Origin of the sequence: Streptomyces sp. NPDC058373, assembly GCF_042723275.1 — a bacterium.
Lineage (GTDB): Bacteria > Actinomycetota > Actinomycetes > Streptomycetales > Streptomycetaceae > Streptomyces.
This window is the reverse complement of record NZ_JBHXJE010000005.1, coordinates 62228-87590: the sequence shown is the minus strand read 5'-3', so window position 1 is coordinate 87590 and position 25363 is coordinate 62228. Positions and strand designations below refer to the sequence as shown.

The 25363-nt window shown below is 73.0% G+C and carries 22 protein-coding genes, 1 tRNA gene and 1 pseudogene; 13 read left to right on the top strand and 11 right to left on the bottom strand.

Annotation, left to right across the window (positions count from 1 at the left end):
• The first annotated feature begins 155 nt into the window (after nucleotides 1-155).
• A complete protein-coding gene (locus ACFWMZ_RS05385) occupies nucleotides 156-1625 on the top strand; it encodes a class I SAM-dependent methyltransferase (RefSeq protein WP_383175954.1) in 1470 nt (489 codons plus the stop codon).
• 118 nt (nucleotides 1626-1743) lie between these two features.
• Here the strand turns inward: ACFWMZ_RS05385 and ACFWMZ_RS05380 are convergent, their stop codons facing one another.
• Nucleotides 1744-4269, bottom strand: a complete 2526-nt coding sequence (locus ACFWMZ_RS05380; protein ID WP_383199623.1) for an ABC transporter permease — start codon at nucleotides 4267-4269, stop codon at nucleotides 1744-1746.
• Nucleotides 4270-4341: 72 nt separating this feature from the next.
• The gene (locus ACFWMZ_RS05375) at nucleotides 4342-5112 is read right to left on the bottom strand and encodes an ABC transporter ATP-binding protein (protein ID WP_383175960.1); all 771 of its coding nucleotides are present in this window, start codon (nucleotides 5110-5112) and stop codon (nucleotides 4342-4344) included.
• Between the two features lie 627 nt (nucleotides 5113-5739).
• On the opposite strand from ACFWMZ_RS05375, the gene ACFWMZ_RS05370 reads away from it, so the two are divergent.
• From ACFWMZ_RS05370 to ACFWMZ_RS05335, 8 genes and pseudogenes are all read left to right on the top strand, one after another.
• Nucleotides 5740-5822: transfer RNA gene (locus ACFWMZ_RS05370), tRNA-Leu, on the top strand.
• A gap of 533 nt (nucleotides 5823-6355) precedes the next feature.
• Nucleotides 6356-6636: pseudogene (locus ACFWMZ_RS05365) on the top strand (hypothetical protein).
• 88 nt (nucleotides 6637-6724) lie between these two features.
• The gene (locus ACFWMZ_RS05360; RefSeq protein ID WP_383183540.1) at nucleotides 6725-7378 is read left to right on the top strand and encodes a class I SAM-dependent methyltransferase; all 654 of its coding nucleotides are present in this window, start codon (nucleotides 6725-6727) and stop codon (nucleotides 7376-7378) included.
• 359 nt (nucleotides 7379-7737) lie between these two features.
• Complete coding sequence (locus tag ACFWMZ_RS05355) at nucleotides 7738-8739, top strand: ABC transporter ATP-binding protein (protein ID WP_383199621.1); 1002 nt, start codon at nucleotides 7738-7740, stop codon at nucleotides 8737-8739.
• Nucleotides 8736-9635 (top strand): ABC transporter permease, encoded by a 900-nt coding sequence (locus ACFWMZ_RS05350; RefSeq protein ID WP_383183544.1) that lies wholly within the window; start codon nucleotides 8736-8738, stop codon nucleotides 9633-9635. The genes ACFWMZ_RS05355 and ACFWMZ_RS05350 overlap by 4 nt, the downstream gene beginning before the upstream one ends.
• 12 nt (nucleotides 9636-9647) lie before the next feature.
• On the top strand, nucleotides 9648-9920 hold the full coding sequence (locus ACFWMZ_RS05345) for a helix-turn-helix transcriptional regulator (RefSeq protein ID WP_383199619.1): 273 nt from the start codon (nucleotides 9648-9650) through the stop codon (nucleotides 9918-9920).
• A gap of 315 nt (nucleotides 9921-10235) precedes the next feature.
• On the top strand, nucleotides 10236-11150 hold the full coding sequence (locus tag ACFWMZ_RS05340; RefSeq protein WP_383199617.1) for a Bax inhibitor-1/YccA family protein: 915 nt from the start codon (nucleotides 10236-10238) through the stop codon (nucleotides 11148-11150).
• 94 nt (nucleotides 11151-11244) lie between these two features.
• Nucleotides 11245-11556: a hypothetical protein gene (locus tag ACFWMZ_RS05335; protein WP_383183548.1), complete on the top strand. Its 312-nt coding sequence runs from the start codon at nucleotides 11245-11247 to the stop codon at nucleotides 11554-11556.
• Between the two features lie 108 nt (nucleotides 11557-11664).
• Here the strand turns inward: ACFWMZ_RS05335 and ACFWMZ_RS05330 are convergent, their stop codons facing one another.
• The 3 genes from ACFWMZ_RS05330 to ACFWMZ_RS05320 all read right to left on the bottom strand — a co-directional run bounded on the left by ACFWMZ_RS05330 (nucleotide 11665) and on the right by ACFWMZ_RS05320 (nucleotide 15313).
• Nucleotides 11665-12468 (bottom strand): hypothetical protein, encoded by an 804-nt coding sequence (locus ACFWMZ_RS05330; protein WP_383199691.1) that lies wholly within the window; start codon nucleotides 12466-12468, stop codon nucleotides 11665-11667.
• A 327-nt stretch (nucleotides 12469-12795) separates the two neighbouring features.
• Entirely contained in the window at nucleotides 12796-14016 is a 1221-nt protein-coding gene (locus tag ACFWMZ_RS05325) for an acetyl-CoA C-acetyltransferase (RefSeq protein ID WP_383199615.1), read from the bottom strand.
• A 262-nt stretch (nucleotides 14017-14278) separates the two neighbouring features.
• A complete protein-coding gene (locus ACFWMZ_RS05320; protein WP_383183582.1) occupies nucleotides 14279-15313 on the bottom strand; it encodes an SGNH/GDSL hydrolase family protein in 1035 nt (344 codons plus the stop codon).
• 172 nt (nucleotides 15314-15485) lie between these two features.
• On the opposite strand from ACFWMZ_RS05320, the gene ACFWMZ_RS05315 reads away from it, so the two are divergent.
• From ACFWMZ_RS05315 to ACFWMZ_RS05305, 3 genes are all read left to right on the top strand, one after another.
• Nucleotides 15486-16883 carry a cystathionine beta-synthase gene (locus tag ACFWMZ_RS05315; protein WP_383199613.1) on the top strand — a complete coding sequence of 466 codons (1398 nt, stop codon included), beginning with the start codon at nucleotides 15486-15488 and terminating at the stop codon, nucleotides 16881-16883.
• A 757-nt stretch (nucleotides 16884-17640) separates the two neighbouring features.
• Nucleotides 17641-18474 carry a MurR/RpiR family transcriptional regulator gene (locus ACFWMZ_RS05310; RefSeq protein WP_383183554.1) on the top strand — a complete coding sequence of 278 codons (834 nt, stop codon included), beginning with the start codon at nucleotides 17641-17643 and terminating at the stop codon, nucleotides 18472-18474.
• 158 nt (nucleotides 18475-18632) lie between these two features.
• The gene (locus ACFWMZ_RS05305) at nucleotides 18633-19172 is read left to right on the top strand and encodes a hypothetical protein (RefSeq protein WP_383199689.1); all 540 of its coding nucleotides are present in this window, start codon (nucleotides 18633-18635) and stop codon (nucleotides 19170-19172) included.
• Between the two features lie 104 nt (nucleotides 19173-19276).
• On the opposite strand, the gene ACFWMZ_RS05300 is transcribed toward ACFWMZ_RS05305, so the two are convergent.
• The 4 genes from ACFWMZ_RS05300 to ACFWMZ_RS05285 form a co-directional block, all read right to left on the bottom strand.
• Nucleotides 19277-19651: a hypothetical protein gene (locus ACFWMZ_RS05300; RefSeq protein ID WP_383183556.1), complete on the bottom strand. Its 375-nt coding sequence runs from the start codon at nucleotides 19649-19651 to the stop codon at nucleotides 19277-19279.
• An 86-nt stretch (nucleotides 19652-19737) separates the two neighbouring features.
• Nucleotides 19738-20244 carry a roadblock/LC7 domain-containing protein gene (locus ACFWMZ_RS05295; RefSeq protein WP_383183558.1) on the bottom strand — a complete coding sequence of 169 codons (507 nt, stop codon included), beginning with the start codon at nucleotides 20242-20244 and terminating at the stop codon, nucleotides 19738-19740.
• Between the two features lie 38 nt (nucleotides 20245-20282).
• Nucleotides 20283-21086: a transcriptional regulator gene (locus tag ACFWMZ_RS05290; RefSeq protein WP_383199611.1), complete on the bottom strand. Its 804-nt coding sequence runs from the start codon at nucleotides 21084-21086 to the stop codon at nucleotides 20283-20285.
• Nucleotides 21083-21493, bottom strand: a complete 411-nt coding sequence (locus ACFWMZ_RS05285; protein WP_383183562.1) for a hypothetical protein — start codon at nucleotides 21491-21493, stop codon at nucleotides 21083-21085. Before ACFWMZ_RS05285 ends, ACFWMZ_RS05290 begins: the two co-directional genes overlap by 4 nt.
• A 155-nt stretch (nucleotides 21494-21648) precedes the next feature.
• On the opposite strand from ACFWMZ_RS05285, the gene ACFWMZ_RS05280 reads away from it, so the two are divergent.
• Entirely contained in the window at nucleotides 21649-22461 is an 813-nt protein-coding gene (locus ACFWMZ_RS05280) for a Gfo/Idh/MocA family oxidoreductase (RefSeq protein WP_383199609.1), read from the top strand.
• On the opposite strand, the gene ACFWMZ_RS05275 is transcribed toward ACFWMZ_RS05280, so the two are convergent.
• Both ACFWMZ_RS05275 and ACFWMZ_RS05270 read right to left on the bottom strand, forming a co-directional pair.
• Nucleotides 22368-23762: an APC family permease gene (locus tag ACFWMZ_RS05275; protein WP_383199607.1), complete on the bottom strand. Its 1395-nt coding sequence runs from the start codon at nucleotides 23760-23762 to the stop codon at nucleotides 22368-22370. The two genes, ACFWMZ_RS05280 and ACFWMZ_RS05275, sit on opposite strands and share 94 nt — an antisense overlap.
• 85 nt (nucleotides 23763-23847) lie before the next feature.
• A complete protein-coding gene (locus tag ACFWMZ_RS05270; RefSeq protein WP_383199605.1) occupies nucleotides 23848-25263 on the bottom strand; it encodes a diaminopimelate decarboxylase in 1416 nt (471 codons plus the stop codon).
• Between the last annotated feature and the right edge of the window lie 100 nt (nucleotides 25264-25363).

Sequence of the window (25363 nt, the reverse complement as noted above, 5' to 3'; positions counted from 1 at the left end):
CTACATGTATTTTGCGGATTCCTTACCCGGAACCGGGACTGCGAGCGCCCCCCATCGGTGTTCACATGTGTACGTACAGCAGCGGCCGTGTCCGCACGCACGGCCGATCACCGACACAGGAGCTCCGGCACACCGAACCCGGAAGGTGACGCGTCATGCACGGTGCCGCCCAGCGGCTGGCCACACACGCCGAACAGATACTGGGAGCCCCTCTCCCGGTCCGTCTGCGCGCCTGGGACGGCACCGAACACGGTCCGCCCGGAACACCCGTGATCGTCGTGCGCAACCGCCGCGCCCTGCGCCGCATCCTCTACAAGCCCGGCGAACTGGGCCTGGTGCGCGCCTGGGTAGCCGGTGACCTCGCCGTCGAGGGCGACCTCTACGAGGCGCTCGAACTCCTCGCCGGAGTGGTCTGGGAGAGCTCGCGTCCCCCACTCGGCCCCCTCGCCGCCGCCCGGGATCCGCAGGTACGCGCCGCCGCCCTCGGCCTCGCCCGCCTCGCCGGGCCGCTGCCCCCGCCACCGCCCCCGCCGGAGGAGGCGCCCCTCCGGCGCCGCCTCGGCAGCCGCCACAGCAAGGGCCGCGACCGCCAGGCCATCAGCCACCACTACGACGTGGGCAACGACTTCTACGAGCGGGTCCTCGGCCCCTCCATGGTCTACTCCTGCGCCTACTGGCAGGACGGCGCGAGCCTGGAGTCCGCCCAGCGCGACAAGCTCGACCTGATCTGCCGCAAGCTCGGCCTCGGCCCCGGCATGCGGCTGCTCGACGTCGGCTGCGGCTGGGGCTCGATGGCGCTGCACGCCGCCCGCGAGTACGGCGTCCAGGTCGTCGGCGTCACCCTCTCCCGCGAACAGGCCGCCTACGCCCGAAGGCGCGCCGCCGAACAGGGCCTCGCCGACCGCGTCGAGATCCGCGTCCAGGACTACCGCGACGTCCGCGACGGGCCCTACGACGCGATCTCCTCCATCGGCATGGCCGAACACGTCGGTACCGTGCGGTACCTGGAGTACGCCGAGGACCTGTACGCCCTGCTCAAGCCCGGTGGCCGGCTCCTCAACCACCAGATCGCACGCCGCCCCCAGGACGACGAGTCGGCCTACCACGTGGACGCCTTCATCGACGCCTACGTCTTCCCCGACGGCGAGCTGGCCCCCGTCGGCTCCACCGTCACCCAGCTGGAGCGCGCCGGCTTCGAGGTCCGCGACCTGGAGGCGCTGCGCGAGCACTACGCGCTGACGCTGCGCGCCTGGGTGCGGAACCTCCAGACCCACTGGGAGGAGTGCGTCCGCCTGGCCGGAGCCGGGCGGGCCCGGGTGTGGCTGCTCTACATGGCAGCCTCCGCGCTCTCCTTCGAACGCAACCGGATCGGCGTCAACCAGGTCCTCGCCGTCCGCACCCCCGCCGAGGGCCGCCCCGGACTGCCGCTGCGCACCCGGAAGTGGACCGCCCTCTCCGCCCGCGGCGACACCGGCCGGGGCGGCACGTCACCCGACCGGCCCGACGGCGCCTCGCGGGACGGACGGCAGGACGAGGCCCGCCGCCGCGACGAACCGTACGGCCGGGCCACGGGCCCCGGGGACGACGGGGCGACCCCGGCACCCCGGTCACCCGAGTCGGTCTGAGCCGGCCCCCACCAGCCCTTCGCACACGGCGCCGGGCCCCACCCCCCGTGGTCAGGGGTGGGGCCCGGCGCCTTCGCGTACCGGCCGCCCGCCCGGAGACGGGCGGCCGTGTCCGCCGCTACTCGGTCTTGATCGCCGTCAGCATGTTCAGCCGGGCGGCGCTGCGGGCGGGCCAGAGGGCCGCCAGCACACCGACCAGTCCGGCCAGCCCCAGGAAGACCGCGATCCGGTCCCACGGCAGCACCAGCTCGTACCCGGGGACGGACTCGGCGACCGTCTCGCCGATCGCCCAGCCCAGGAAGACCCCGAGGCCGACGCCGAGCACCGCGCCGAAGAGCGAGATCACCACGGCCTCCAGCCGGATCATCCGCTTCACCCGGCGCCGGTCCAGGCCGATCGCCCGCAGCATGCCGATCTCCTGCTGCCGCTCGAAGACGGACATCGCCAGGGTGTTGACCACGCCCAGCACCGCGATGATCAGGGCCATCGCCAGCAGGCCGTACATGATGTAGAGCATCGTGTTGATCATGCCGCCGAAGGCGTTGCGGATGTCCTGCTGGTCCATCACGTCGATCGCCGGGTTGTTGCCGAGCGCGTCCACCAGGGCCTGGCGGGATGCCTCACTGGCGCCGCCGTCGGCGTTGACCCAGATCTCCAGGATCATCGGGGCCGCCTCGTGCGCGTCGACCAGGGCGCGGTCGACCAGGACGCTGTCGAGGAACTCGTTGCCCTCGAAGGTCGCGCCGACCTTCAGCTTGTCCTTCTTCTCGTCGTCGAAGGTGACCGGCAGCGTGTCGCCGACCTTCCAGCCCTGCTTCTCGGCGATGGCGGTGTCGACCGCCACGGCACCGTCGTCCAGCGCGCCGAGCGAACCGTCGACCACGTCGATGCGGAAGACCTTCTCCACCGCGCCCGGCGTGATCGAGGAGGCGCCCACGTACTCGCCGTCCATCTCCATACCGGCCGCCTGCTTGGGCGAGACCGCGCTCACGCCGTCGGCCTTCTCCAGCGCCTCCAGCGCCGAGGTGTCCAGCGGGCCGCCGGAGGCCATCGCCACCATGTAGTCGGCCTTGATGTGGTCGGTGGTCATCCGGTCGATGGCCTGGCCGATCGTCAGCCCCAGCACCGACAGGCCGGTGACCAGGGTCAGGCCGATGGCCAGCGCGGAGGCCGTGGTGCCGGTGCGGCGCGGGTTGCGTACCGCGTTCTGCGCGGCCAGCTTGCCGGAGACGCCGAAGAGCTTGGTCAGCAGCGGCCGCACCGTCGCGATCACCGGCCGGGACAGCAGAGGGATCAGCACCATCACCCCGAGCAGCGCGAAGAACGCGCCGGCGGCGATCATGTACCGCCCGTCCTCGCCGCCCTTCGAGGCGCCACCGACGATCGCCACCGCGCCCGCCGCCGTGATGATCGAACCGATGGTGTTCCGCACCACCAGGGATTTGACCGTCGCCACCGCGTGCACGCTGTTCATCGCGGCCACCGGCGGGATCTTGGCCGCCCGGCGGGCCGGGAGCCAGGCCGCCAGCACCGTGATCACGATGCCCACGCCGAACGCGGCTCCCACCGCCACCGGCGAGACCACCAGGGGACCGGCGGGCATCTGCGCGCCGAAGGCGTCCATCGCCGAGCGCAGCGCCACCGCGAGCCCGAGCCCGAGGCCGAAGCCGACCACCGAGGCGACCAGACCCACCAGCGCCGCCTCGGCCAGCACCGAGCGCTTCACCTGGCGGCGGGAGGCGCCGACGGCGCGCATCAGCGCCAGCTCACGGGTGCGCTGGGCGATCAGCATGGTGAAGGTGTTGGCGATCAGGAAGACACCGACGAAGAGGGCGATCCCGGCGAAGGCGAGCAGCATGGTGTTGAGGCCGGTCAGCCCCGCCTCGATGTCCTTGGCCTGCTCCTCGGCGAGGGCCTGTCCGGTCTGCGCCGTGGCGTCCTCGGGGAGCAGCGCCTCGACCTTCTTCAGCAGCGCGGCGTCCGAGGCGCCGGCGTCCGCGGTGACCGCGACGTCCTGGAAGTAGCCCGGGCGCAGGTACTGCTCCTGGGCGGTGCGCTGGTCGAAGAGGACCAGGCTGCCGCCGGCGTTGACCGCGCCGTCCTCGGTGGTGAAGACGCCGGAGAGGGTCAGCTCCTGGACGGGCCCGTTGGTGGCGACGCGGACCTTGTCGCCTACCTGGTACTCACCCTTGTCGGCCGTGGTCCGGTCGAGCGCGACCTGGCCGGCCTTCGGGCCCGTGCCGTCGGTGAAGGTGTACTGCGGGTCCTTGCCGTCCGTGCCCGGGGCGAAGTTGGCGCCGGTGTTGGACCAGCCGCTGCCGATCAGCTTGCCGTCCGGGTCGGCGACGCCCGCGAAGCCGGAGACCCGGCCGTGGGCCGCGGCCACGCCGTCGATCCCCTGGATCTTCTCCAGCGTCGCGGCGTCGATGCCGGTCTTCTCCTGGTCGCGCTGGTCCGCGTAGGTCTGCACGGAGACGGCGACGTCGTCGAAGCTCTTGGCGGACTGGTTGCGCAGGGCGTTGCCGAGGGTGTCGGTGAAGACCAGGGTGCCGGAGACGAAGGCCACGCCGAGCATCACGGCGAGCACGGTCATCAGCAGCCTGGCCTTGTGCGCAAGGACATTGCGCAGGGCGGTACGGAACATGAGGAGTCCTGGGAAGGAAGGGGCGGGCCCGGCGGGCCGCGCGGGACGGAGGGAGCCTGCGAGTGGTTCCGGTTAGCTGGTGCGGCCCTTCGCGTCGAACTCCTTCATGCGGTCCAGCACCCCGTCGGCCGTCGGCTGGTGCATCTCGTCGACGATGCGGCCGTCGGCCAGGAAGACCACCCGGTCCGCGTACGAGGCGGCCACCGCGTCGTGCGTCACCATCACGACCGTCTGCCCCAGCGTGCGCACGGAGTTGCGCAGGAAGCCCAGCACCTCGGCGCCGGAGCGGGAGTCCAGGTTGCCGGTGGGCTCGTCGCCGAAGATGATCTCCGGCTGCGAGGCGAGGGCCCGGGCCACCGCGACGCGCTGCTGCTGGCCGCCGGAGAGCTGGGCCGGACGGTGCTTCAGGCGGTCGCGGAGGCCGACCATGTCGATGACCTGGTCCAGCCACGCCTGGTCGGGCTTGCGCCCGGCGATGTCCATCGGAAGGGTGATGTTCTCCAGGGCGGTGAGCGTCGGCAGCAGGTTGAACGCCTGGAAGATGAAGCCGATCTTGTCCCGCCGCAACTGCGTGAGCTGCTTGTCCTTCAGCGACCCCAGCTCCGTGGCGCCGATCCGGACCGAGCCGCCGTCGAAGGAATCCAGCCCCGCCACGCAGTGCATCAGCGTGGACTTGCCGGAGCCGGACGGGCCCATGATCGCGGTCAGCTCGCCCTGCCGGAAGTCGATGGAGACCTGGTCCAGCGCGACCACCCGGGTCTCACCCGTGCCGTACACCTTGCTGAGTTCGGTGGCGCGGGCGGCCACCTCGGTGGACCTGGAGGCCAGAGGGGTGGTGGTCACGGGAAAGCTCCTGTCGGTGGGGCGGCGGACGCGGGGGCTCCGGCCGTCTGCCCGGCGGGCAGGCACGGCAAGCCACCCCTGTCCGGCGGCCGGGGTGAGTCGTCTGTACGGTCTGCGTCCATCCTTCCCGCCCGGACCGCGCGGGCCATCACTCCCCAGTTCCCTTTCGCGTGCCACTCCATGGGGTGACCGGGACCCCTCCCGTCATACCTGGGTATGAGGGGCCGCCCGTACCCGACCCTGACCACCACCCCTGAGCCGGGCGCCCCGCGGGGCGCCGGGAGGCGTGCCCCCGCGAGACCCTGATCACGCTTTCCGGTGGTGTTCGTGGCCCTTCCCGTACCCCGGTACCGGTGCCCGTCGGTTGGGCCCAGCGACGCCCGTCGGCCCAACCCGCCACGGAGGCAATGATCTTCGCCGGTCCCTGGGTTGCATTCCGGTCATTCTCGGCGAGACCGCTCTGCGGCCGGGTTCGGGGAGCGTCAGCCGTAGGGCGGTGTGGGGGGAGTGCGCGATGTTCTGATGCACCCTCAGGCGCCAATAAAATAAGACAACATCGGCTTGAGGGCCCGCTGTCCGAGTGACTTGTCCGGATAGGCTCACACCGCGTATGCGGCCCCCCAGCTTGCCCGGATGGTGGAATGCAGACACGGCGAGCTTAAACCTCGCTGCCCTTCACGGGCGTACCGGTTCGAGTCCGGTTCCGGGCACTTCCGCTACACCGCGTTGAGCTGGGCGGATGGCGTAGATACCCACCCTGTCACACGGCGCGTGCGCGCACGGTCCGCGCACGCCCCTTGTGCTCCCGCGCCATGGCATACGTGAAGGCGCGCAAGAACCGCTGCGGGGACATCACCGGCTGCACGGTGCGGTGGCGCGAGGGCGCCAGCCGGACGGGGGCCTCACTGTCCTCGGCGGGCTGGTCGCGGTGGTCTGGCGCGTGTGCGCGGGGCCCTGCGGCTGGCCGGCCGGGTCGAGGACTTCATGGACGACTGGGCCGGCCAGGAGGAGCGCCCCCGGGGTACCGGCGAGGCCCGGGACATGGAGCGGGTGGGGGCGATCGTGGCGCGGCTCCCGGATGCGAGCGGTGTGTCGACCGACTGCGAGCCAAGGCCGCCGCTACCACGCCGCGCGGGACGAGGCGCGGGCGACGTAGACGGCCCCGAGAACTCCCGCTTCCTCTCGCCGACGAGGAAGCGGGCCGCAAGGTCCGTACGGCGGACGACGACAGGAGGGCGCCACCATGACCCTCACGTTCGACAACTCAGTGACCACCCGCACCAGAGACCCGCGCGAACTCCTCAACGCCGTGCAGCCCGCTGTCCGCCACCTCACCGTCAACGTGCTCGACAGCGGGAATGACGCTCTGGGACCGGGAGATCGCCCTCCTGCTCCGAGACCACACGATGGTGCGCGACGGCGGACTTCCTGCGCAGTAACGGCTTCCAGGTCGATGATGAGCTCTGGGCGATCGACGGTGCCGAGTGTTCGCCGTTCGACAACAAGGTCCCCGACAGCCACTGACCGCCCGTGTCCTGCCGCCGCCCTCGCGCTGAGGGCGGCGGCCCACGTCCCCCTCTTCCCCGTCGACCGACAGAGAGCCGCCCTCACCGTGCCTGTGCCTCACGACATCATCGCCGAGACCGAGTTGTGGAACGCCTACGCCGAGAGCGCCTTCAAGGAGGACGCCGAACCGGTCTTCCACTGGACTCAGTACGCCGGCCACGGGCCGGGGCCCGAGCTCCTCGGCGCCCCTGCGTCGGTCCTGGAGATCGGTTGCGGCACCGGCCGTGCCCTCGCCCATCTCGCCGCGTCGGGCGTCGACGCGCACGGGCTCGACCTCTCGCCCGTCATGGTCGAGAAGACCTCCGAGCGCTGGGCCGAGACCGGCGCGACGTTCCGCCAGGGCGAAGTCCTGGAGTACCTGTCCCACCACGAGGGCACGTACGACGCCGTGTTCAGCGTCTTCGGGGCCGTCTGGTTCACCGACCCGGGGCGGCTCTTCCCGCTCGTCCGGGCCCGGCTGAATCCGGGCGGACGCTTCGTCTTCTCCCACCCCCCGGCGGTCCCCGGGGCCTACGGGCCGCAGGGGATGTACAAAGGCGGGTTCGCCGGCCCGGCGATGTTCACCTACCGCTACAGTTTCCGGCCGGCGGTCTGGGAGCGGCTGCTCCTCGCAGCGGGCTTCGCCACCGCGTCCGCGACCGTGCTCGACGCGCCGACGCCGGGCCACATCGGGACCCTGCTGGTTCAGGCTCGGGCGTGAAGTCAGGGGGCGTAGATCAGCCGACTCCCGGACCGGAGCGGCGCGGGTGGTGCTGGCCTTGGCCTCCGCCTGGTGGGCGGGCGCTGTGCGCACTCGGTGCGCACGCGTGCGCACGGACGGGGGTCAGTCCGGGCTGATGCGGGCTGATGCGGGCTGAGGCGGGGAGATGCGGGCCGGTCCTCGCAGGTCGCGAGATCGCCGCAGGCCAGGCGGCGGGGCGGGGCTCCGCCACGCGGAACAGCGGCTTTGCCCGCTCTTGGGGAGGACGATAGTAAAACCTGGAAGAGATGTAGTACTCCTGCTACATTTCATCGCAGAGGCAAGACGGAGAAGAAAGACGGGACGGACGGGGGGGAACGATGGCGTTCGAGAGTGGGCGCGGGTCGGGCGGCGGGGAAGCCGTCGTCGACGTGCGGGATCTGTGGATGCGGTACGGGGAGAAGGACGTACTGCGCGGGGTCTCCTTCGAGATCCGGCGGGGCGAGGTGCTGGGGCTGCTCGGGCCCAACGGCGCCGGGAAGACGACGACCATCGAGATCATGGAGGGGTTCCGTCAGCCCTCCTCCGGGCACGTGCGCGTGCTCGGCGTGGACCCGCTGCACGGGGGTGACGCCTGGCGCTCGCGGGTCGGCGTGGTGCTCCAGTCCTGGCGCGACCACAGCCGCTGGCGGGTCGGCGCCCTGCTGGAGCAGTTCGCCTCGTACTACCGGCCGTACGCCGGGCGCGACGGGCACCCGGGGCCGTACGAGGTCCCCGAGCTGCTGGCGCGGGTCGGGCTCAGCGACAAGGCCGGGGTGCGGGTCGGCTCGCTCTCCGGCGGTCAGCGGCGGCGGCTGGACGTCGCGGTCGGCATCGTCGGGCGTCCGAGCCTGCTCTTCCTGGACGAGCCGACCACCGGCTTCGACCCGAAGGCGCGCAGCGACTTCCACGACCTGGTGCACGCCCTCTCCGACCTGGAGGACACCACGGTCCTGCTCACCACCCACGACCTCGCCGAAGCGGAGAAGCTCGCCGACCGCATCCTCATCCTCGACGGCGGGAAGATCGTCGCCGACGGCAGCGCGGAGCAACTGGCCCGGCAGGTCGCGGGCGAGGACGAGGTCCGCTGGACACGGAACGGGGTCCGCGAGGTGCACCTGACGCCGGACGGCACGCGGTTCACCCGCGAGCTGTTCGCGCGGCACGGCGAGGAGGTCACCGAGCTGGAGGTGCGCCGGGCCAGCCTGGAGGACACCTACCTGCGGATGGTCGCGCAGAGCGAGGCGGGCCAGGAGCAGCGGGGCCCGCTCCTGGACGAGGAAGGGTCCGGACGGGCGCCGGGCGCCGCGGCGGCGAAGGAACGGACGGGGGAGCCGGCATGAGCGAGGCAGTGAGCCAGCAGGACGGGCGGGAGGCGGGAGCCGCCCGGTTCGCCTGGGGCAAGGGGTACGGGCCAGGGGTCCGCCGAGGGACCACCGAGTTCGTGAACTCCCTGCGCACCCCGACCGACCTGACGTACTACGTCGTCGGCTCGGCCGTCTTCCTCTTCATCATCCTCCGCAACCGGAACAGCATCGACGAGACGACCGGGATCAGCTCGGGCGCGCTCATGCTGCCCGGCGTGCTCGCCTTCACGATGATCTTCGCCGCGCTCTTCGGGCTGGCCACCGCCGTCGCCACCGAGCGCGAGGACGGCACCCTGCTGCGCGCCAAGTCGCTGCCGCACGGCACCACCGGCTACGTCGTCGGGCAGAGCACCCGGGCCGCGCTGGAGGTCTGCTTCTCCCTCACCCTGCTGCTGGTGCCCGGCCTCATCCTGCTCGACGACGGCTGGTCCGGCGGCCTGTGGGGCGTGCCGCACGCGGCCTCGCTGCTGCTGCTCGGGGTCCTCGCCTCCACCCCGCTCGGCTTCGCCATCGGCTCGCTGGTCAAGAACCCGCGCACGCTGGGCGGCTGGGGGTTCCTGGCGATGGGCGGCCTGGTCGGGATCTCCGGTACCTTCGTCCCGCTGTCGCTGCTGCCCGGCTGGCTGGCCGGAGTGGCGCAGGTCTTCCCGCTCTACTGGCTGGGGCACGGCCTGCGGTCGGCGATGCTGCCGGACGCCGCCGCGGCGGGAGAGATCAACGGAAGCTGGCAGGTGTGGGAGAGCTACGCGGTCCTCGGGGCCTGGGCCCTGGTCGGACTCCTCCTGGCGCCGGTGCTGCTGCGCCGGATGGCCCGCAGGGAGTCGGGCGCCGCGGTGTCCGCCCGCCGGGAGACAGCGCTCCAGCGGGTCTGAGGTGAGCCGCAGGTGACACCCCGTACGGAGGGGACCGGGTCCGGCGCGGGCGCCGCGCCGGACCCGGTCCACAACCGCATCGCGATGCTCCGCGTCGAACGCCACGTCACGCGCCGCCAGCTCGCCGACGCCCTCGGCGTCCATTACCAGACCATCGGCTACCTGGAGCGGGGCGAGTACAGCCCCAGCCTCCACCTCGCGCTGCGCATCGCCGCCTACTTCGACGTGCCGGTGGAGTTCATCTTCTCCCTGACGCCGTTCGCCCCGCTGAAGCCGGAGGCGTGACGCGGGCTGCCCCGCCCGGCGCATTCCCGGACGCCGTGAGGTGAACGTCACCCGGCTGCCGCCCGGCCGGGTCCGCCCCCGCGCGCAACCGTCGCCCACGGTCCGCGCGTCCTCCGTGCGTACCCTTCCCCGCCTGCGGCGACATGCCTCGGACGGGGGTGCGGCGAGTTGCCCGGGAGCGCCCGCTTCGGGGGTTTGACCCCGGGGGATTTCGGTCAAGAGCGAGGAAAGATCCTTCCCAAGCAGTAGGGTCATTCTTTTGCCCACCCATTACTCTTGGGCCAAGGCCACGCAGGGTGGCCACGGAGGAGTGAGATGAGGAGCAGCAACCCGGTCTTCTCGCGACGGGGGTTCAGCCGCGACAACGGCCACGCGCAGTTCAACGCGGCGCCGCAGGCCGGGGGCCCCGCCGTTGGAACGCAGCAGGGCAACCCGTACGCGGGTGGCAACCCCTACGCGGGTCAGAACCCGTACGCCCAGGGCGACCAGCAGACGTACGCCAACCCGTACGCGCAGGACCAGTACGGCGTCCAGGCGCCCACCACCGACCGTATGACGATGGACGACGTCGTCATGCGCACGGCGACGACCCTCGGCACGCTGATCGTCACGGCCGCCCTCGCCTGGTGGTTCCTGCCGATCGACCCGGCCAACATGGGCAAGTCGTACGGCATCGCCATCGGCGCCGGTCTCGTCGCGATGGTGCTGGCGCTCGTCCAGTCGTTCAAGCGCAAGGCCTCGCCCGCGCTGATCCTGGCGTACGCGGCCCTTGAGGGTGTCTTCCTCGGCGTCGTGAGCAACGTCGTCGACAACTACATCGCCAACGGCGCGGCCATGCAGGCCGTGATCGGCACCATGGCGGTCTTCACCGCGGTCCTCGTCGCCTACAAGGCCGGCTGGATCCGCGTCAACCGCCGCTTCTACGGCTTCGTGATGGCCGCCGCGATGGGCTTCGTGCTCCTCATGGCGGTGAACCTGCTCTTCGCCGTCTTCGGCGGCGGTGACGGCCTCGGCTTCCGCAGCGGCGGCCTCGGCATCATCTTCGGCATCATCGGCGTCCTGCTCGGTGCCTGCTTCCTCGCCCTCGACTTCAAGCAGGTCGAGGACGGCATCGCCTACGGTGCTCCGCGCGAGGAGTCCTGGCTGGCCGCCTTCGGCCTGACCCTGACCCTGGTCTGGATCTACCTGGAGTTCCTGCGTCTCATCGCCATCCTCCAGGGTGACGACTGACGGCAGGACGGCAGTCGCCGCACACCACGAAGCGCCCCGCGGAGCTCTCCGCGGGGCGCTTCGCCGTTCCCGCCCAGGGCATAGGGTCGGTGGTGTGCTTGATACGACCCCGCTGACCAGCGCCGTGGACCAGTTCGCCGACCGCCTGCGGGCCGCCCCGCAGAGCAAGCTCCAGCGCGGCGCCGCCGCCGAGGCCCTGGAACTGGCCCGGGAGCTCTCCGCCCGGGCCCAGCGCCTGGAGGAGCCCGCCGGTGAGGTGCGGGTGATGCCCGACGCCGGGATGTTCGCCGTCGCCGACCAGGTCACCGTCGCCGCCCACGACCTCGCCCTCGTCCTGCCCGGCCAGGAGGCGCTGGAGGCGGCCGTGGCGCGCGTCGCCGAGGCCCGGGAGCGGGCCGGGATCTGACCGGGCGTACGCGGCCCCCGGTGGCCCCGCGCCGGACACGCGAAGTCCGCGCCCCGGAGACGGGACGCGGACTGGGGGAGAGGGCCCGTCAGGGACGGGCCGCGGGGCTCAGACGGAGGCTATGACGCGGTCGGCCAGCAGGTAGACGTTGTCCTCGCCGCAGGAGAAGGTCAGCGCGTACGCGCCCGAGACCCCGGAGCCGCCCAGCAGCACCGGCGTCTCACCGGCCCGCAGCGACCCGGCCAGCAGCTCGGCCGTCTCCCGGTGGCCCGGGGTCATGCAGAGGGTGGTGCCGTCGGCGAAGACGTAGACGTCGAGGGTGCCCAGCGGGCCGGGCCGCACGTCGGCCAGCGCCGTGCGGGCCTCCGCCAGCTCCTCCAGCACCGCCACCGTCGTCTCGTGGTCGTCCCCGGTCACCTCGCGCTCCACCGGTGTGGGGCGGACCGGGACGAAGTCCGGGTGCGAGGGGTGGCGGCGGCGGGCGGCGGCCAGCTCGGGGGAGTCCTCCTCCGGCTCGGCGGCCGGGACCGGCGGCGCGGCCTCGGCGGCGTCCAGCGCGTCCAGCCCGGCCAGGTCCGCCTGGCGCGGGATGAACAGGTCGTCGACCAGGCCGTGCAGGCCGCCCAGGAGCGAGGGCGCGTCCGAGGCGTCCCGCGCCTCCTGCGCCGCCCAGAACGCGCGGGCCTCGGCCAGCTCGCGCTCGCGCTCCTCGGCGAGTGCCTCGGCGACGGCCTCGCGAATGCCGTCCGCGTCGGCCCGCGCGGCCGGGACGGTGGCGCGGCCGGTGTGGATGGCGCGGAGCTCGGCGCGGAGCGCCGCGATCTGCCGGCGCAGCCCGTGCACGGCGTGCAGGGCGACAGCCCCCACGGCCACCACGGCGGCGGCGAGGGCGATCAGCAGGGCAAGGGTCATGGCGCTCACTGACGTACTCCCGGTTCGAGTCGGTCCCCGACTTCCTACATCAGCTTGAAGGGCGAACCATCCGGCTGTCAGTGCATTACGTCACGAAAGGGACAGGTCTTTGGGTGGGGCGATCCTCCTCAACCCATATTGACCTGCGGAAACGCCATACCCCCGGGATATAGGTCACATCCTGGGGGAGATTGGATCACAGAATGGAGGAGGGGCGGGAGGGGTGGAGGTGATGCTTCCACTGTGCCCCCCTCACCACCTGCGAAGGGTGGCCCGGCGTACGCGCGGGGCCACCCTCCGTGGGTCTTCCGGGTGCTTCGCCGGTGGTCAGCTCAGGCGCTCGATGACCATGGCCATGCCCTGGCCGCCGCCCACGCACATCGTCTCCAGACCGAACTGCTTGTCGTGGAACTGGAGGCTGTTGATGAGGGTGGTGGTGATGCGGGCACCGGTCATGCCGAAGGGGTGGCCGACGGCGATGGCGCCGCCGTTGACGTTGACCTTCTCCAGCGGCAGGCCGAGGTCGCGGTAGGAGGGGATGACCTGGGCGGCGAACGCCTCGTTGATCTCGGCGAGGTCGATGTCGTCGATGGTCAGGCCCGCCCGGCGGAGCGCCTGGTTGCTCGCCTCGACCGGGCCGTAGCCCATGATCTCGGGGGAGAGGCCGGAGACGCCGGTGGAGACGATCCGGGCCAGCGGGGTCAGGCCCAGCTCGCGCGCCTTGGTGTCGGACATGATCACCAGGGCGGCGGCGCCGTCGTTGAGCGCGCAGCAGTTGCCCGCGGTGACCCGGCCGTCGGGGCGGAAGACGGGCTTCAGGCCCTGCACGCCCTCCAGGGTGACGCCGGCGCGCGGGCCGTCGTCCTGGCTCACCACGGTGCCGTCCGGGGTGGTGACCGGGGTGATCTCGCGCTCCCAGAAGCCCTTCTTGATGGCTTCCTCGGCGAGGTTCTGCGAGCGGACGCCGAACTCGTCCATCTCCTCGCGGGTGACGCCCTTCAGCCGGGCCAGGTTCTCGGCGGTCTGGCCCATCGCGATGTACGCGTCGGGCAGCTTGCCGTCCTCGCGCGGGTCGTGCCAGGAGTCCGCGCCCTGCTCGGCGACGGCGGCCGTACGGGCCTCCGCCTCGGCGAAGACCGGGTTGCGGGTGTCGGGGAGGGAGTCGGAGTTGCCCTTGGCGAAACGGGAGACCGTCTCGACACCGGCCGAGATGAAGACGTCGCCCTCGCCGGCCTTGATGGCGTGCAGGGCCATGCGGCTCGTCTGGAGGGACGAGGAACAGTAGCGGGTCACCGTGCAGCCGGGCAGGTGGTCCATGCCCATCTGGACGGCGATGATCCGGCCCAGGTTGTTGCCCTGCTCGCCGCCGGGGAGGCCGCAGCCGAGCATCAGGTCGTCGATGTCACGAGGGTTCAGCTCAGGGACCTTGGCCAGGGCCGCCTCGATGATGTGGGCGGTCAGGTCGTCCGGGCGTACGTCCTTCAGGGAGCCCTTGAAGGCGCGGCCGATGGGGGAGCGGGCGGCAGAGACGATCACGGCTTCGGGCATCGGGCGGCTCCTCAGTACGGGGGCAAGGCTTCCCTGCGGAAGCTACCCGTACGTAACGCGCCGGGTCACCCACCCTGCGCTGTGACACGGGCCGCACTTTCTAAGCGCTTGCTCATGGCCGCTGGGCCGAGTCAGGGGGTGCCTCAGGCGCCGGTTGGGCTGTATCGGCTGGGGTCCGGCTTTCCTGTGCCGGCCACCGCTGGCCTCAAGCGCCGGCCGGGCTGGATTTAGCCTGGCCGGCGCTTGAGGCCAGGGCAGGGGGTCAGCTCGGTTGGCCCGGGTGGGCGCCGGCCTCGGGGACGGTTTCGGGGGAGGACTCGTGGGCGATGCGACGGCGGCGTCGGCGCTTGAGGAGGGCGAGGGGACCGCGCGGCCCCCCGGCCGCGGTGACCTCGGTGCCGCCCTCGGAGGCGGCGCGGGCGGCGGCGCGGGCCACGGGCAGGAAGCCCTCGTCGCGGGCGGGCTCCGGGCGCTCGCTCTCGGGCCAGAGTCCCAGCGAGGCGCAGAGGGTGGGGAGCACCGCCATCGCCGCTGTCGCGTACCCCTCCGCCGAGGGGTGGTAGTTGTCTGGACCGAACAGTTCGCGCGGGTTCTGTGCGAACTCGGGCCCGAGCAGGTCGCCGAGGGAGACGGTTCGCCCGCCCTGTTCCACCGTCCCGATGGTCTGGGCGGCCGCCAGCTGCCGCGAGGCCCGCCGGGCGAGCCAGCGCAGCGGCTGGTAGACGGGCTCGATGGTGCCGAGGTCGGGGCAGGTCCCGACGACCACCTCGGCCCCGGCCGTGCGCAGCCGCCGTACCGCCGAGGCGAGCAGCCGTACCGACTCGGTGGCGGCCATGCGGTGGGTGACGTCGTTGGCGCCGACCATCAGCACGCAGACGTCGGGCACCCACCCGCCGTCGGCCAGCGCCAGCGACACCTGCCGGTCGAGGTCGTCGGAGCGGGCCCCGGGCACCGCCACGTTCCGCAGCTCCACCGGCCGCTCCGCGACGGCGGCGAGCCCGCTGGCGAGCAGCGCGGCCGGGGTCTGCCGGGACCGGTGCACCCCCTGCCCTGCCGCGGTCGAGTCGCCCAGCATCAGGAACCGCAGCGGCTCCAGCGGCGGCTCCCCGTCGGGCCGGATGCCGAAGGCCCTCCCGTACACCCCGTCGGCGCGCGGCGGCGCGGCCCCGTTCCCCTGGCTTCCCACGGAGCGCTTGGCCAGCTGCGCCTCGGCCAGCAGCACCCCGACGCCGGCCACGCCGAGCAGTCCGATGCCGCCGCCGCCGTACGCCGCGCCCGCCGCGATCCGCCGTGCCACCCTCGCCCTCGACATCACCGGCAGCCACCTCCTCGTAGCCGTACACCCACACTGTGCCCCGCCGGGACCGTGCGCCAATCCCCGGCGGCCACGCCGGGGGGCCCGGGCGGCTTACGCTGTGCGCACCCATACAGCCCTGCGTTACGCAGTTCATCGACGCCCGGAGACAACGGTGCACATCCACGACTCGATGGTCGATCTGGTCGGCAACACCCCGCTGGTCAGGCTCAACAACGTGACCGAGGGAATCCAGGCGACGGTCCTGGCCAAGGTCGAGTACTTCAACCCCGGCGGTTCCGTGAAGGACCGCATCGCCCTGCGCATGATCGAGGACGCCGAGGAGCGCGGACTGCTCCGTCCCGGCTCCACGATCGTCGAGCCGACCAGCGGAAACACTGGGGTCGGCCTGGCCATCGTGGCGCAGCAGAAGGGGTACAAGTGCATCTTCGTCTGCCCCGACAAGGTCTCGCTGGACAAGATCAACGTTCTGCGGGCGTACGGCGCCGAGGTGGTGGTCTGCCCGACCGCCGTCGACCCGGAGCACCCGGACTCGTACTACAACGTCTCCGACCGGCTGGTCCGGGAGACGCCGGGCGCGTGGAAGCCCGACCAGTACTCCAACCCGAACAACCCGCTCTCCCACTACCACTCGACCGGCCCTGAGCTGTGGGAGCAGACGGACGGGAAGATCACCCACTTCGTGGCGGGCATCGGCACCGGCGGCACCATCTCCGGCACCGGCCGCTACCTGAAGGAGGTCAGCGACGGCGCCGTGCGGGTGGTCGGCGCGGACCCCGAGGGCTCGGTCTACTCCGGCGGCTCCGGCCGTCCGTACCTGGTCGAGGGTGTCGGTGAGGACTTCTGGCCGACCGCCTACGACCGGGACATCACCGACCGGATCGTCGCGGTCTCCGACAAGGACTCCTTCCAGATGACCCGCCGCCTCGCCAAGGAGGAGGGCCTGCTGGTCGGCGGCTCCTGCGGCATGGCGGTCGTCGCCGCGCTGGAGGTGGCCCGCGAGCTCGGCCCCGACGACGTGGTCGTCGTCCTGCTGCCGGACAGCGGCCGCGGCTACCTCTCGAAGATCTTCAGCGACGAGTGGATGAACGACTACGGTTTCCTCGACCAGGGCGGCGACGAGCCCCGCGTCGGCGACGTGCTGCGCGACAAGGAGGGAGCCATGCCCTCCCTCGTCCACATGCACCCCGAGGAGACCGTCGGCGAGGCCATCGATGTGCTGCGCGAGTACGGCGTCTCGCAGATGCCGATCGTCAAGCCGGGCGCGGGCCACCCCGACGTGATGGCCGCCGAGGTCGTCGGCTCGGTCGTCGAGCGCGAACTGCTCGACGCCCTCTTCGCCAGCCGCGCCGCCCTGGACGACTCGCTGGAGAAGCACATGTCGCGCCCGCTGCCGCAGGTCGGCTCCGGCGAGCCGGTCGCCGACCTGATGGCCGTCCTCGGCAAGGCGGACGCCGCGATCGTGCTGGTCGAGGGGAAGCCCACCGGCGTCGTCAGCCGCCAGGACCTGCTCTCCTTCCTCGCCCGCTCGGCCGGCGCCGCCGTCAAGTGACCCCCGGCGCGGACCGCTCCCCGGGGTGCCCGGGAGCGGTCCGCGCTCGCCTTCGCACAAGTGGTACGAGCCCGACACGTCGGCGCAGCACCCGGTTAACACGCGTCCGGCACATTGGTGGATGTCGGCAGGGACGGAACACGACCACCGGGACCACCCGGGGGCGATGGACCACCTCGCCGGCACGCGAACGGCGTCACGGACCTCCGGAGCGGCTCCCGGACCTCCGACGACGCCCGTGGACGCGGCGCCCGGCCCTGACCCGGCGCCCGTCCCTCGCGGGGACCGCCGTCGTCCCGCCCTCCTGGGCTCCGCCCGGGGGGTGCGGCGGTCCCCGCGCACCCTCTCTCCAGGCGTCGCCCGACTTTTGTCAGTGGGCTGCTCCATCATGCCTGGCATGTCTCAACTCCTCGCATTCACAGGCAGCTTCGGGATTCCCGTCAGTGATTCCCTCCCGTCGGGCGCCGGGGAGGGCGTGGCCATGGGCGTACGCACTCCCGTCGACGGGCAGGAATCCCCGCTCGACCCGGGGTGGGACGTTGCGGACATCCCCTAGGGCGGCAGACGCCCCCTGGGGGCAAACCGAGCCCGGCCGGCGATTGAGGCCGTCTTGAAGCGGAACGGGAAGCCGTGACTCAGCCACCTTCGGCCTGGTCGCCGCCGAGATGCCCGGCTCCGCCCGGGCCCCGCACGCTGTATAGAGTCATGCACAGCGCATGAGCGGTGAATGGCGGCGAGTTCCGAGGGGACGCGACAGATGACCCACAGCCCGGCCGGGAGGCTCCAGGGGCTCTTCGAGGGCCGTCGGCTGACGCCCACGCAGCGCAGGATCGCGCACTGCATGGTGCGCCACGCCGACGAGGTGCCCTTCCTGTCCAGCGTCGAGCTGGCCGAGCTGGCCGGGGTCAGCCAGCCCTCCGTGACCCGGTTCGCGGTCGCCCTCGGCTTCGACGGCTACCCGGCGCTCCGGCGCGACCTGCGTGATCGCGCCCCCGCCTCCGCGGCCGCGCCCGCCGAGGCCAACGGCTACCAGCAGGCCGTCGAGGGGGAGATCGCCAACCTGCGGCGGCTCGCCGAGTTCCTCGCCGACCCGGCGCCGCTGGAGCGGGCCGGGCGGTTGCTGGCCGGCTCACGGCCGCTGCCGGTGCTGGGGCTGCGGGCGGCCGCCTCCCAGGCGTACGGCTTCGCGTACTTCGCCGCCAAGGTCCATCCGGACGTGCGGTTGCTGGAGGAGGGCGGCACCATGCTGGTCGACCGGATCGACGCCGCACGGCTCGCCGGGGCCTCAGCGCTGCTCTGCTTCGCGCTGCCCCGCCACCCGCGCGAGGTGGTGGAGGCGCTGGCGTACGCCCGCGAGCGCGGGCTGAACGTGGTGACGGTGGCCGACTCGGCGTTCGCACCGGTCGCGGCCCACTCCGACGTGCTCATCCCGGGCGCGGTGGGGACCGGTCTCGCCTTCGACACCGCCTGCGCGCCGATGCTGCTCGGCCGGGTGCTGCTGGAGGCGATGTGCGACGCGCTGCCCGACGCGCAGGCCAAGCTGGAGCGGTTCGACGCGCGCGCGGCCGAGCGGGGGCTCTTCGCCGAGTAGCTCCGGCGCACCGCCCGGCGGCGGGCGGCGTGCCCGTTTCTCACCCGCGTCTCACGAAAGGCCGGTAACCTCCGGCTCCACATCCGCCCCCGACGGCCGGGGGACGACGCGACCGGGAGGAGCGGGAGTTGAGACGCGGAGCGCGGGGACTGGTACGGGTGGCGGTGGTCCAACGGGCCGGATCGGCACCCCTGTGGTGGCTCGGGGCGATCGCCGCGGGCGTCGGGCTGATCCCGGACGGGCTGACCGGGCGCCGCATCGGTGTCCTCGTCGGAGCCCTGCTCTTCCTGCTGGCGGCCGTGCTCGTCCCGCTGGTGCGCGGTGGCCGGGCCGCCGCGCTGGCACAGGACGCGGAACGCGCCGCCCGCGCCGACATCCTCCAGGCCCGCTCCGTGACGGTACGCAACTGGCGGCGCGGCCACGCCTGGTGGCTGGCGCTCGCCTTCGCCGCCGCCCTCGGCAGCGCCTTCGTCCTCCCCGCGGCGGGCGGGATGCTGCTCGCCGGATGGGGCACGGGGCTGTGGCTGCGGGCCCGCAGGACCGGGCGGGTCGAGGAGGCCGGCGACGCGCTGCTGTGGACCGCCGCCGACGCGCTCGGCCGGGGCGCGGGCGGCCCGCTGGGCGCGAAGGCGACCCGGTTGTGGACGACCGGGCTGCGGGCCGGGGACGCGGCGCCCGGGGGCGGCAAGCGGCGCTGAGCGCCGGCCGCGCCGGGCGGCGCGTACGACGGGTCGGGCGGGGCGTGCCACGGGGGTGCCGGCCTCCAAGGTGCGCCCCGCCCGCGTCCGTACCCGGTCGCGGCTCAGACCTCCAGCTCGGCCTCGATGCGGCGGAGCTGGTGGCGGGCCATCGCGAGGTTGGCGCGGGCCGCGTCCAGCACCAGGTACAGGAACAGGCCGTTGCCGCCGCGGGACTTGAGCAGCCGGATCAGGTGGTACTGGCCGCTGAGGGTGATCAGGATGTCCTCGATCTCCTCCTTCAGCCCCAGGTGCTCCATGGTGCGGAGCTTGGCGCGGACCACGTCGGTGTTGCCCGCCGCCGCGACCTCCAGGTTGAAGTCCTTGCCGCCGCCGAGGGTGCCCAGCGCCATGCCGCTCGTGTAGTCGACGAGGGCGACGCCGGTGGCGCCCTCGATGCCGCTCATCGCTTCCTTCAGGGCCGTTTCGGTGTTCGCCATGGGTGCAGTCCTCTTCTTCTTCGGTTGCTTCCGCGGTACGCCGCCGGCCGGGGCGGCCGGGGACTTCGGTCGGGTTCCGGGGGGTGTCATACGGGACGCCGGGGCAGGGCGCCCGGTGGGGTGCCGGGGGCCGGGCCCGCGACCTGCGGCGGCGCCGCCGGGCGGGCCGGGAGACCGGCGCGGGCGGGCTCGGTACGGGGCTGCGGGGCGGCCGCGCGTTCCAGGGCCGCGTCGACCAGGGCGCCGATCCGGGCTCCGGCGCGGCGGCCCTCCAGATGCAGGCGGCCCACGTTGATGCGGTCCTCGGCGAGCAGGGTCAGCACCGCCGAGGAGCCCGCCGCGTACGTCGCCACGTACCCCTTCTCGCCGCGTACGAGGAGTTCGCGGAAGGAGCCGCGGGCGGTGGCGTCGGTCAGGCGGACCGCGACGCCGAGGGCGGCGGCGGTCAGGGCGGCGAGGCTCTCGGCCTCGACCCCGGCGGTGTCCTGGGCGAGGACCAGGCCGTCGGCCGAGGCCGCCAGGGCCCCCGAGAGCAGCGGGACGCGGGCCCGCAGCCGCTGGAGTTCGTCGAGGACTTCCGCCTCGGCAGCCATCAGTTGTCTCCTCTCGGCACGCTGTCGGCGCGCGCGTATCACAGGACCTCCAGGGCGTCTCGGAGCCGGCGCAGCAGGGCGATGTCCGGGTCGGCCGTCACCTCGGGGAGGACGGGGGACCCGGGGTGCGGGCCGGGCGAGGCGTCGTCGGGGCGGCCGTACGTCCGCAGGGCGTCGATCGCGCCCGCCGCGGCCAGCCGCCGTACGTCCACCAGGGTGTGGAAGGCCGAGCGGCCCAGCCCTAGGGCGATCGCGGCGGCCGTGCGGGTGCCGTCGACCGCCTCCAGCACGGCACGGCGGCGCGGGGTCAGCGGGAGGTCGGACGCCTCGGTGAGGCGGACCAGGGGGGCGGTGTCCACCGTGGCGTCCGGCCAGATGCGGTCCAGCAGTTCGCGGCGGCGCAGCGTCTCGCGCTCCACCGAGCGGGCCGGGACCGGGCGCACGGGGCCGATCCAGTGCGAGACGCCGTAGCGGAAGCGGGCCGGGGCGCTGGTCGGGGCCAGGGCGAAGAACGCCGCGTCGTACAGGGCGCCGAGGTGGCACAGCTCCAGCGCGCCGCCCGGCACCCGGCCGCTGTCCACCAGGTACGCGGCGACCCGCTGCCGCGCCCCGGCCGCCGCCACCGCCTCCCACCAGCCGGCCTTCGGCAGCGTGCCGCCGGCCGTCAGCAGGACGTCGATGCCCGGGGTCGCCGGGGACTCCGCGTGCACCACCTGGCCGTCCGCCAGGTAGAGCGTGCCGCGGTCGCGCATCAGCGCGCCGGTGGCCCGCTCGTCGGCGAGGCGCTGGAGCATCGGGGAGACCGAGGGTAAGGGGGCGGCGGGGGAGGCGGGGGGTCTCATGCCAGGACCAGCCGCTCCGCCAGTTCGCCGAGGCGGATCCTGGCGAGGGCCAGGTTTCCGTCGGAGCGGTCCAGCCAGAGGTGGACGAAGACGCTGCTGTCGAAGTCCGTCTCGACGAAGCGGAGGATGTGGTAGCCGGCTCGGGAGGTGACGATGACGTCCTCCAGGCCGGGGACCGTCTCGCCCTCCGGCCGGGTGGGCTCGCGCGCCGACTCCAGGGCGAACGCGGGCTGTTCGGCGGCCATGCGGGCGACCTCGGCGGTCTCCGCTGCGGTCGCCTCGTGGTCGTCGTTGGGGGACTCGCCGATGGTGCCCAGGGCGAGCCCGCTCGTCCAGTCGACGACGGCTGCGCCGCGGGCTCCGGGGAGTTTCATGATGCCGAGCAGGCACTCGTCGATTCCGGGCATGCGGGGGTTCCTCCCGGACGTGGGGTGCGGCTGGGGGTGTGAGCACGAGGCTACGCATGGTGGTGGGGGCTCGGGGAAGTTCTGGCATTTTCCAGGGGTACTTGCGTTCGGGGCGTTAAGGTTCGCCAACCTGCCCGCCTCCGCGGCGGGGTGCGATGGCCTCAGGCGCCGGCCGGGCTCTCTTTGGCCTCAGCGCCGGCCGCTCCGTCCACGCCGACTTCGGCGCGCGAGCCCCCCGCGTTTCGGGCCACCGGCTCCGCGCCCCGTACTCCGGCGGCGGGGCCCTGCTCGACCTGGGCACCTACCCGGTCTCGCTGGCCCATCTCGTCCTGGGCCGGCCCGACCAGGTGACCGCCTGGTCCCACCTGGGACCGGAGGGGGTGGACGAGACGACCGGCATGGTCCTCGGGTACGCCGACGGCGCCATGGCCGTGCTGTCGTGCTCCCTTGAGGCGGACAGCGCCCGCGCGGCCGTCGTCCACGGAACCCGGGGGCGCATCGAGACCCCGGGCGACTTCTATCGCCCGCTCCGGCTGGTGCTGCACCGGAGCGGCCATGCGCCCGAGGTGGTCCAGGCCCAGGCGGAGGCCGGCAACGGGTACGTCCCCCAGGCGAGAGAGGTGACGCGCTGCCTGCGCGAGGGAGCCACCCAGTCGGCGCTGGTGCCGCTCTGGCGGAGCCTGGGAGGTCATGGGGACGCTGGACACGGTGCGGGACATCGTCGGACTGCGGTATCCGCAGGAGGTGGAGTAAGGAGGCCTCCGGCATGGAGGCTCGGCGGCCTCCCGGTTCCGGGAGCCCCCCTGCCCCTGAGGGCCGTCGACGCGCGCCCGGCCTGCCTCAGGGCCGGCCGGGCTTCTCGTCCTTCACCCCTTCACCCCTTCGCGCCCCACGCCCGCCGCATCGCCAGCTTGTTGAGCGCCCAGAGGGCGGTGCCCAGGAGGACGAGGACGCCGGCGCGGACGTAGACGTCGGCGGGGCGGTCGGCGAGGGGGCTGGCGAGGACGAGGGCGGTGACGGCGCCGAGGACGGGGAGGGCGGTGGGCACCCGGAAGTGCGCGTGCTCCACACGGTCCTTGCGGAGGACGAGCACGGCGACGTTGACGACGGCGAAGACGCAGAGGAGGAGGAAGGACGTGGTGTCGCCGAGCCCCTCGATCTCGCCGGTGAGGACCAGCCCGAGGGCGAGGAGGGTGACGAAGACGATGCCGACCACCGGCGTCCGGCGCCTCGGCAGGACCCGCCCCATGACGCGCGGCAGGATGCGTTCGTTGGCCATGCCGTAGCAGAGCCGCGAGGCCATCATCATGTTGATCAGCGCCGAGTTGGTGACGGCGAACAGCGCGATCAGGGCGAAGAGCTGGGACGGGAACTGCACCCCGCCCGCCTTGACCACCTCCAGCAGCGGTCCGTCCGACCCGGCGAGCGTCCCCGTGTCGACCAGGAGCGAGGAGACCAGCGCCACCAGGATGTAGAGGACCCCGGTCACCGCGACGCCGATGAAGATGGCCCGGGGGAAGGTGCGGGCCGGATCCTTGGTCTCCTCGGCCATGTTGACCGAGTCCTCGAAGCCGACGAAGGCGAAGAAGCCGAGGGCCGTGGCACCCAGCACCCCGGTCATCAGCGCGAACCCGGTCCCGCTCGACTCGAACTCGACCAGCCGGGACGGCTCACCCCCGCCGGTCGTCACCGCGTACGCCCCGATCCCCAGGATCACGGCGAGGCCGCTGAGTTCGACCAGGGTGAGGACGACGTTCACCTTCACCGACTCGGCGACGCCCCGCAGGTTGACCGCGGCGAGGATGAGGACGAAGGCGACGGCGATGAGGGTGGGCGGCAGCGCGCCCGCGGTCAGCTCGCTCATGTAGTCGCCGCTGAAGGCGAGCGCGGCGGCGCTGGCGGAGGAGAGTCCCGAGCACATCACCATGAAGGCGACGATGAAGGTGAGGAAGGGGACCTTGAACGCCTTCTGGGTGTAGAGCGCCGCCCCGGCCGCCTTCGGGTACTTGCCGACCAGTTCGACGTAGGAGGCGGCCGTCAGCAGCGCCACCACGAATCCGATGGCGAACGGCACCCACAGCGCGCCGCCGACCTTCCCGGCGACCTTGCCGGTGGTGGCGTAGATGCCGGTGCCGAGGATGTCGCCGATCACGAAGAGGATCAGCAGCTTGGGGCCGATGGCCCGCTTGAGGGCCGGCTCCCCGGCGGGGGAACCGGACGTCTCCTCGGGCGGGTTGCCGGGCGCCCCGGCGGGTCGGGTGGCGCTCATGGGTCCTCCCAGGTGAGTGATGGAGGCTTCCTTACCCGGACCGGACCCGCACAAGCACCGAAGATCCCGGCCGCGGAAGGGCGCTTCAGGACAGGCCGGTGAGACCGTCCAGGTGGGCCGCGCCGCCCTCGGCGACGATCTCGGCCACGGTCTGCCCCGGCCGCACCGTCGCGAAGCGCACCGCCGCCTCCTTACCCGAGGTGCCGGGCGCCTCCGTCCACCCGTACACCGCGGGCCGGGGCAGGCTGTTGTACGCGTAGTGGTGGGCGAAGTAGTACGCCCCGGTGTCCAGGGCCGCCGCCCAGTCCCCGGGGTGCAGGCGCGGCATGCGCTGCCCGGTGGCGAGCAGGTCGCCGGCGAAGCAGGCGGGGCCCGCCACGTCCTGGACGACGGTGTCGCCGGTGCGGGGGCGGCCCTCGGCGTCGTAGGCGGCGATGCGCAGCGGCCAGGAGTCGGGGTTGTAGACGGTGCGGGTGGCGACCTGGACCCCGGCGTGGGTGACGGCGATGGGGCGCGTCCCCGCGGACTTGGTGTACTCGACGCGGGCGAGGGTCGTGCCGTGCTTGGCCAGCAGCGAGCGGCCGAACTCGGTGACCAGGGCGTAGCGGCCGTCGAAGAGGCCGGGCACGGTCTTCCTCAGCAGCGCGGCGTACGCGGCGTGGCTCGGGTCGTCCGCGTCGGAGCCGAAGTTGACGGGCAGGCCGCCGCCGATGTCCAGGGTGTCGATCTGTTTGCGCCCGGCGGCCTCGTTGATCTCCTCGGCCAGCTCGTACAGCGCGCCGAGCCCCTCGGCGAGGAGTTCCAGCGGCATGCCCTGCGAGCCGGAGTGGGCGTGCAGCCGGGTCAGCCAGGGGCGGGCGGCGTAGGCGTCCAGGACCCAGTCGCGTGCGCCCGGATCGCGCAGGGCCACGCCGAACTTGGAGGTGGGGGTGGCGGTGGAGAGGGCGCCGATGGTGCCGCCGCCGACCTGCGGGTTGACGCGTACGCCGACCGGGGAGGAGGGCGTGGTGCCGTCCAGGATGGCGTCGAGGCGCTCCAGTTCCTGCGGGTTGTCGGCGTTGAGGGCGACGCCCAGGCGCAGCGCCTCGCGGATCTCGGCCGGGGTCTTGGCGGGGGAGTCCAGGACGATCCGCTCGGGCGGAATGCCCGCGGCGGTGGCGAGGGCCAGTTCGCCGGGGGAGGCGACCTCGGCGCCGATGCCCGCCTCGGCCAGCAGCCGCAGCACCGGGACGAGCGGCGTGGCCTTGACGGCGAAGGCGTGCAGCACCGGTGTGCCGGGAGCGGTGACGGCGTCGAAGGCGTCGTGCAGGGCGGCCGCCGAGGCGCGGATGCCGGTGACGTCGAGGAGTCCGGCGAGCGGCTGGTCCGGGCCGACCAGGCCCTGGGCGACCGCGGCGCGGATTGCGCGGTCGCGGCGGGCGGCGCGGGACCGCGGCTCGTTGGCGCCGGTGGCGCCGGGGCGCTCGGTGAGGTGGCTGAGGTCGCTCTGGTGATCACCCATGAGGGTCAGGCAACCATCGCGACGCGCCCGAGGCCAGGGCGCCGGGGCTGACGCACCCGGACTGACTAGCTATATTCAGCGGAACGGCTCGTGAATGAAC

Coding starts and splice junctions, on each gene's coding strand:
- ACFWMZ_RS05285 (WP_383183562.1), bottom strand. CDS start 21,493: ATGCCCGGAATCGACGAGTGCCTGCTCGGCATCATGAAACTCCCCGGA.
- ACFWMZ_RS05385 (WP_383175954.1), top strand. CDS start 156: ATGCACGGTGCCGCCCAGCGGCTGGCCACACACGCCGAACAGATACTG.
- ACFWMZ_RS05300 (WP_383183556.1), bottom strand. CDS start 19,651: ATGGCGAACACCGAAACGGCCCTGAAGGAAGCGATGAGCGGCATCGAG.
- ACFWMZ_RS05280 (WP_383199609.1), top strand. CDS start 21,649: ATGGCCTCAGGCGCCGGCCGGGCTCTCTTTGGCCTCAGCGCCGGCCGC.
- ACFWMZ_RS05350 (WP_383183544.1), top strand. CDS start 8,736: ATGAGCGAGGCAGTGAGCCAGCAGGACGGGCGGGAGGCGGGAGCCGCC.
- ACFWMZ_RS05330 (WP_383199691.1), bottom strand. CDS start 12,468: ATGACCCTTGCCCTGCTGATCGCCCTCGCCGCCGCCGTGGTGGCCGTG.
- ACFWMZ_RS05275 (WP_383199607.1), bottom strand. CDS start 23,762: ATGAGCGCCACCCGACCCGCCGGGGCGCCCGGCAACCCGCCCGAGGAG.
- ACFWMZ_RS05310 (WP_383183554.1), top strand. CDS start 17,641: ATGACCCACAGCCCGGCCGGGAGGCTCCAGGGGCTCTTCGAGGGCCGT.
- ACFWMZ_RS05355 (WP_383199621.1), top strand. CDS start 7,738: ATGGCGTTCGAGAGTGGGCGCGGGTCGGGCGGCGGGGAAGCCGTCGTC.
- ACFWMZ_RS05270 (WP_383199605.1), bottom strand. CDS start 25,263: ATGGGTGATCACCAGAGCGACCTCAGCCACCTCACCGAGCGCCCCGGC.
- ACFWMZ_RS05340 (WP_383199617.1), top strand. CDS start 10,236: ATGAGGAGCAGCAACCCGGTCTTCTCGCGACGGGGGTTCAGCCGCGAC.
- ACFWMZ_RS05295 (WP_383183558.1), bottom strand. CDS start 20,244: ATGGCTGCCGAGGCGGAAGTCCTCGACGAACTCCAGCGGCTGCGGGCC.
- ACFWMZ_RS05290 (WP_383199611.1), bottom strand. CDS start 21,086: ATGAGACCCCCCGCCTCCCCCGCCGCCCCCTTACCCTCGGTCTCCCCG.
- ACFWMZ_RS05325 (WP_383199615.1), bottom strand. CDS start 14,016: ATGCCCGAAGCCGTGATCGTCTCTGCCGCCCGCTCCCCCATCGGCCGC.
- ACFWMZ_RS05380 (WP_383199623.1), bottom strand. CDS start 4,269: ATGTTCCGTACCGCCCTGCGCAATGTCCTTGCGCACAAGGCCAGGCTG.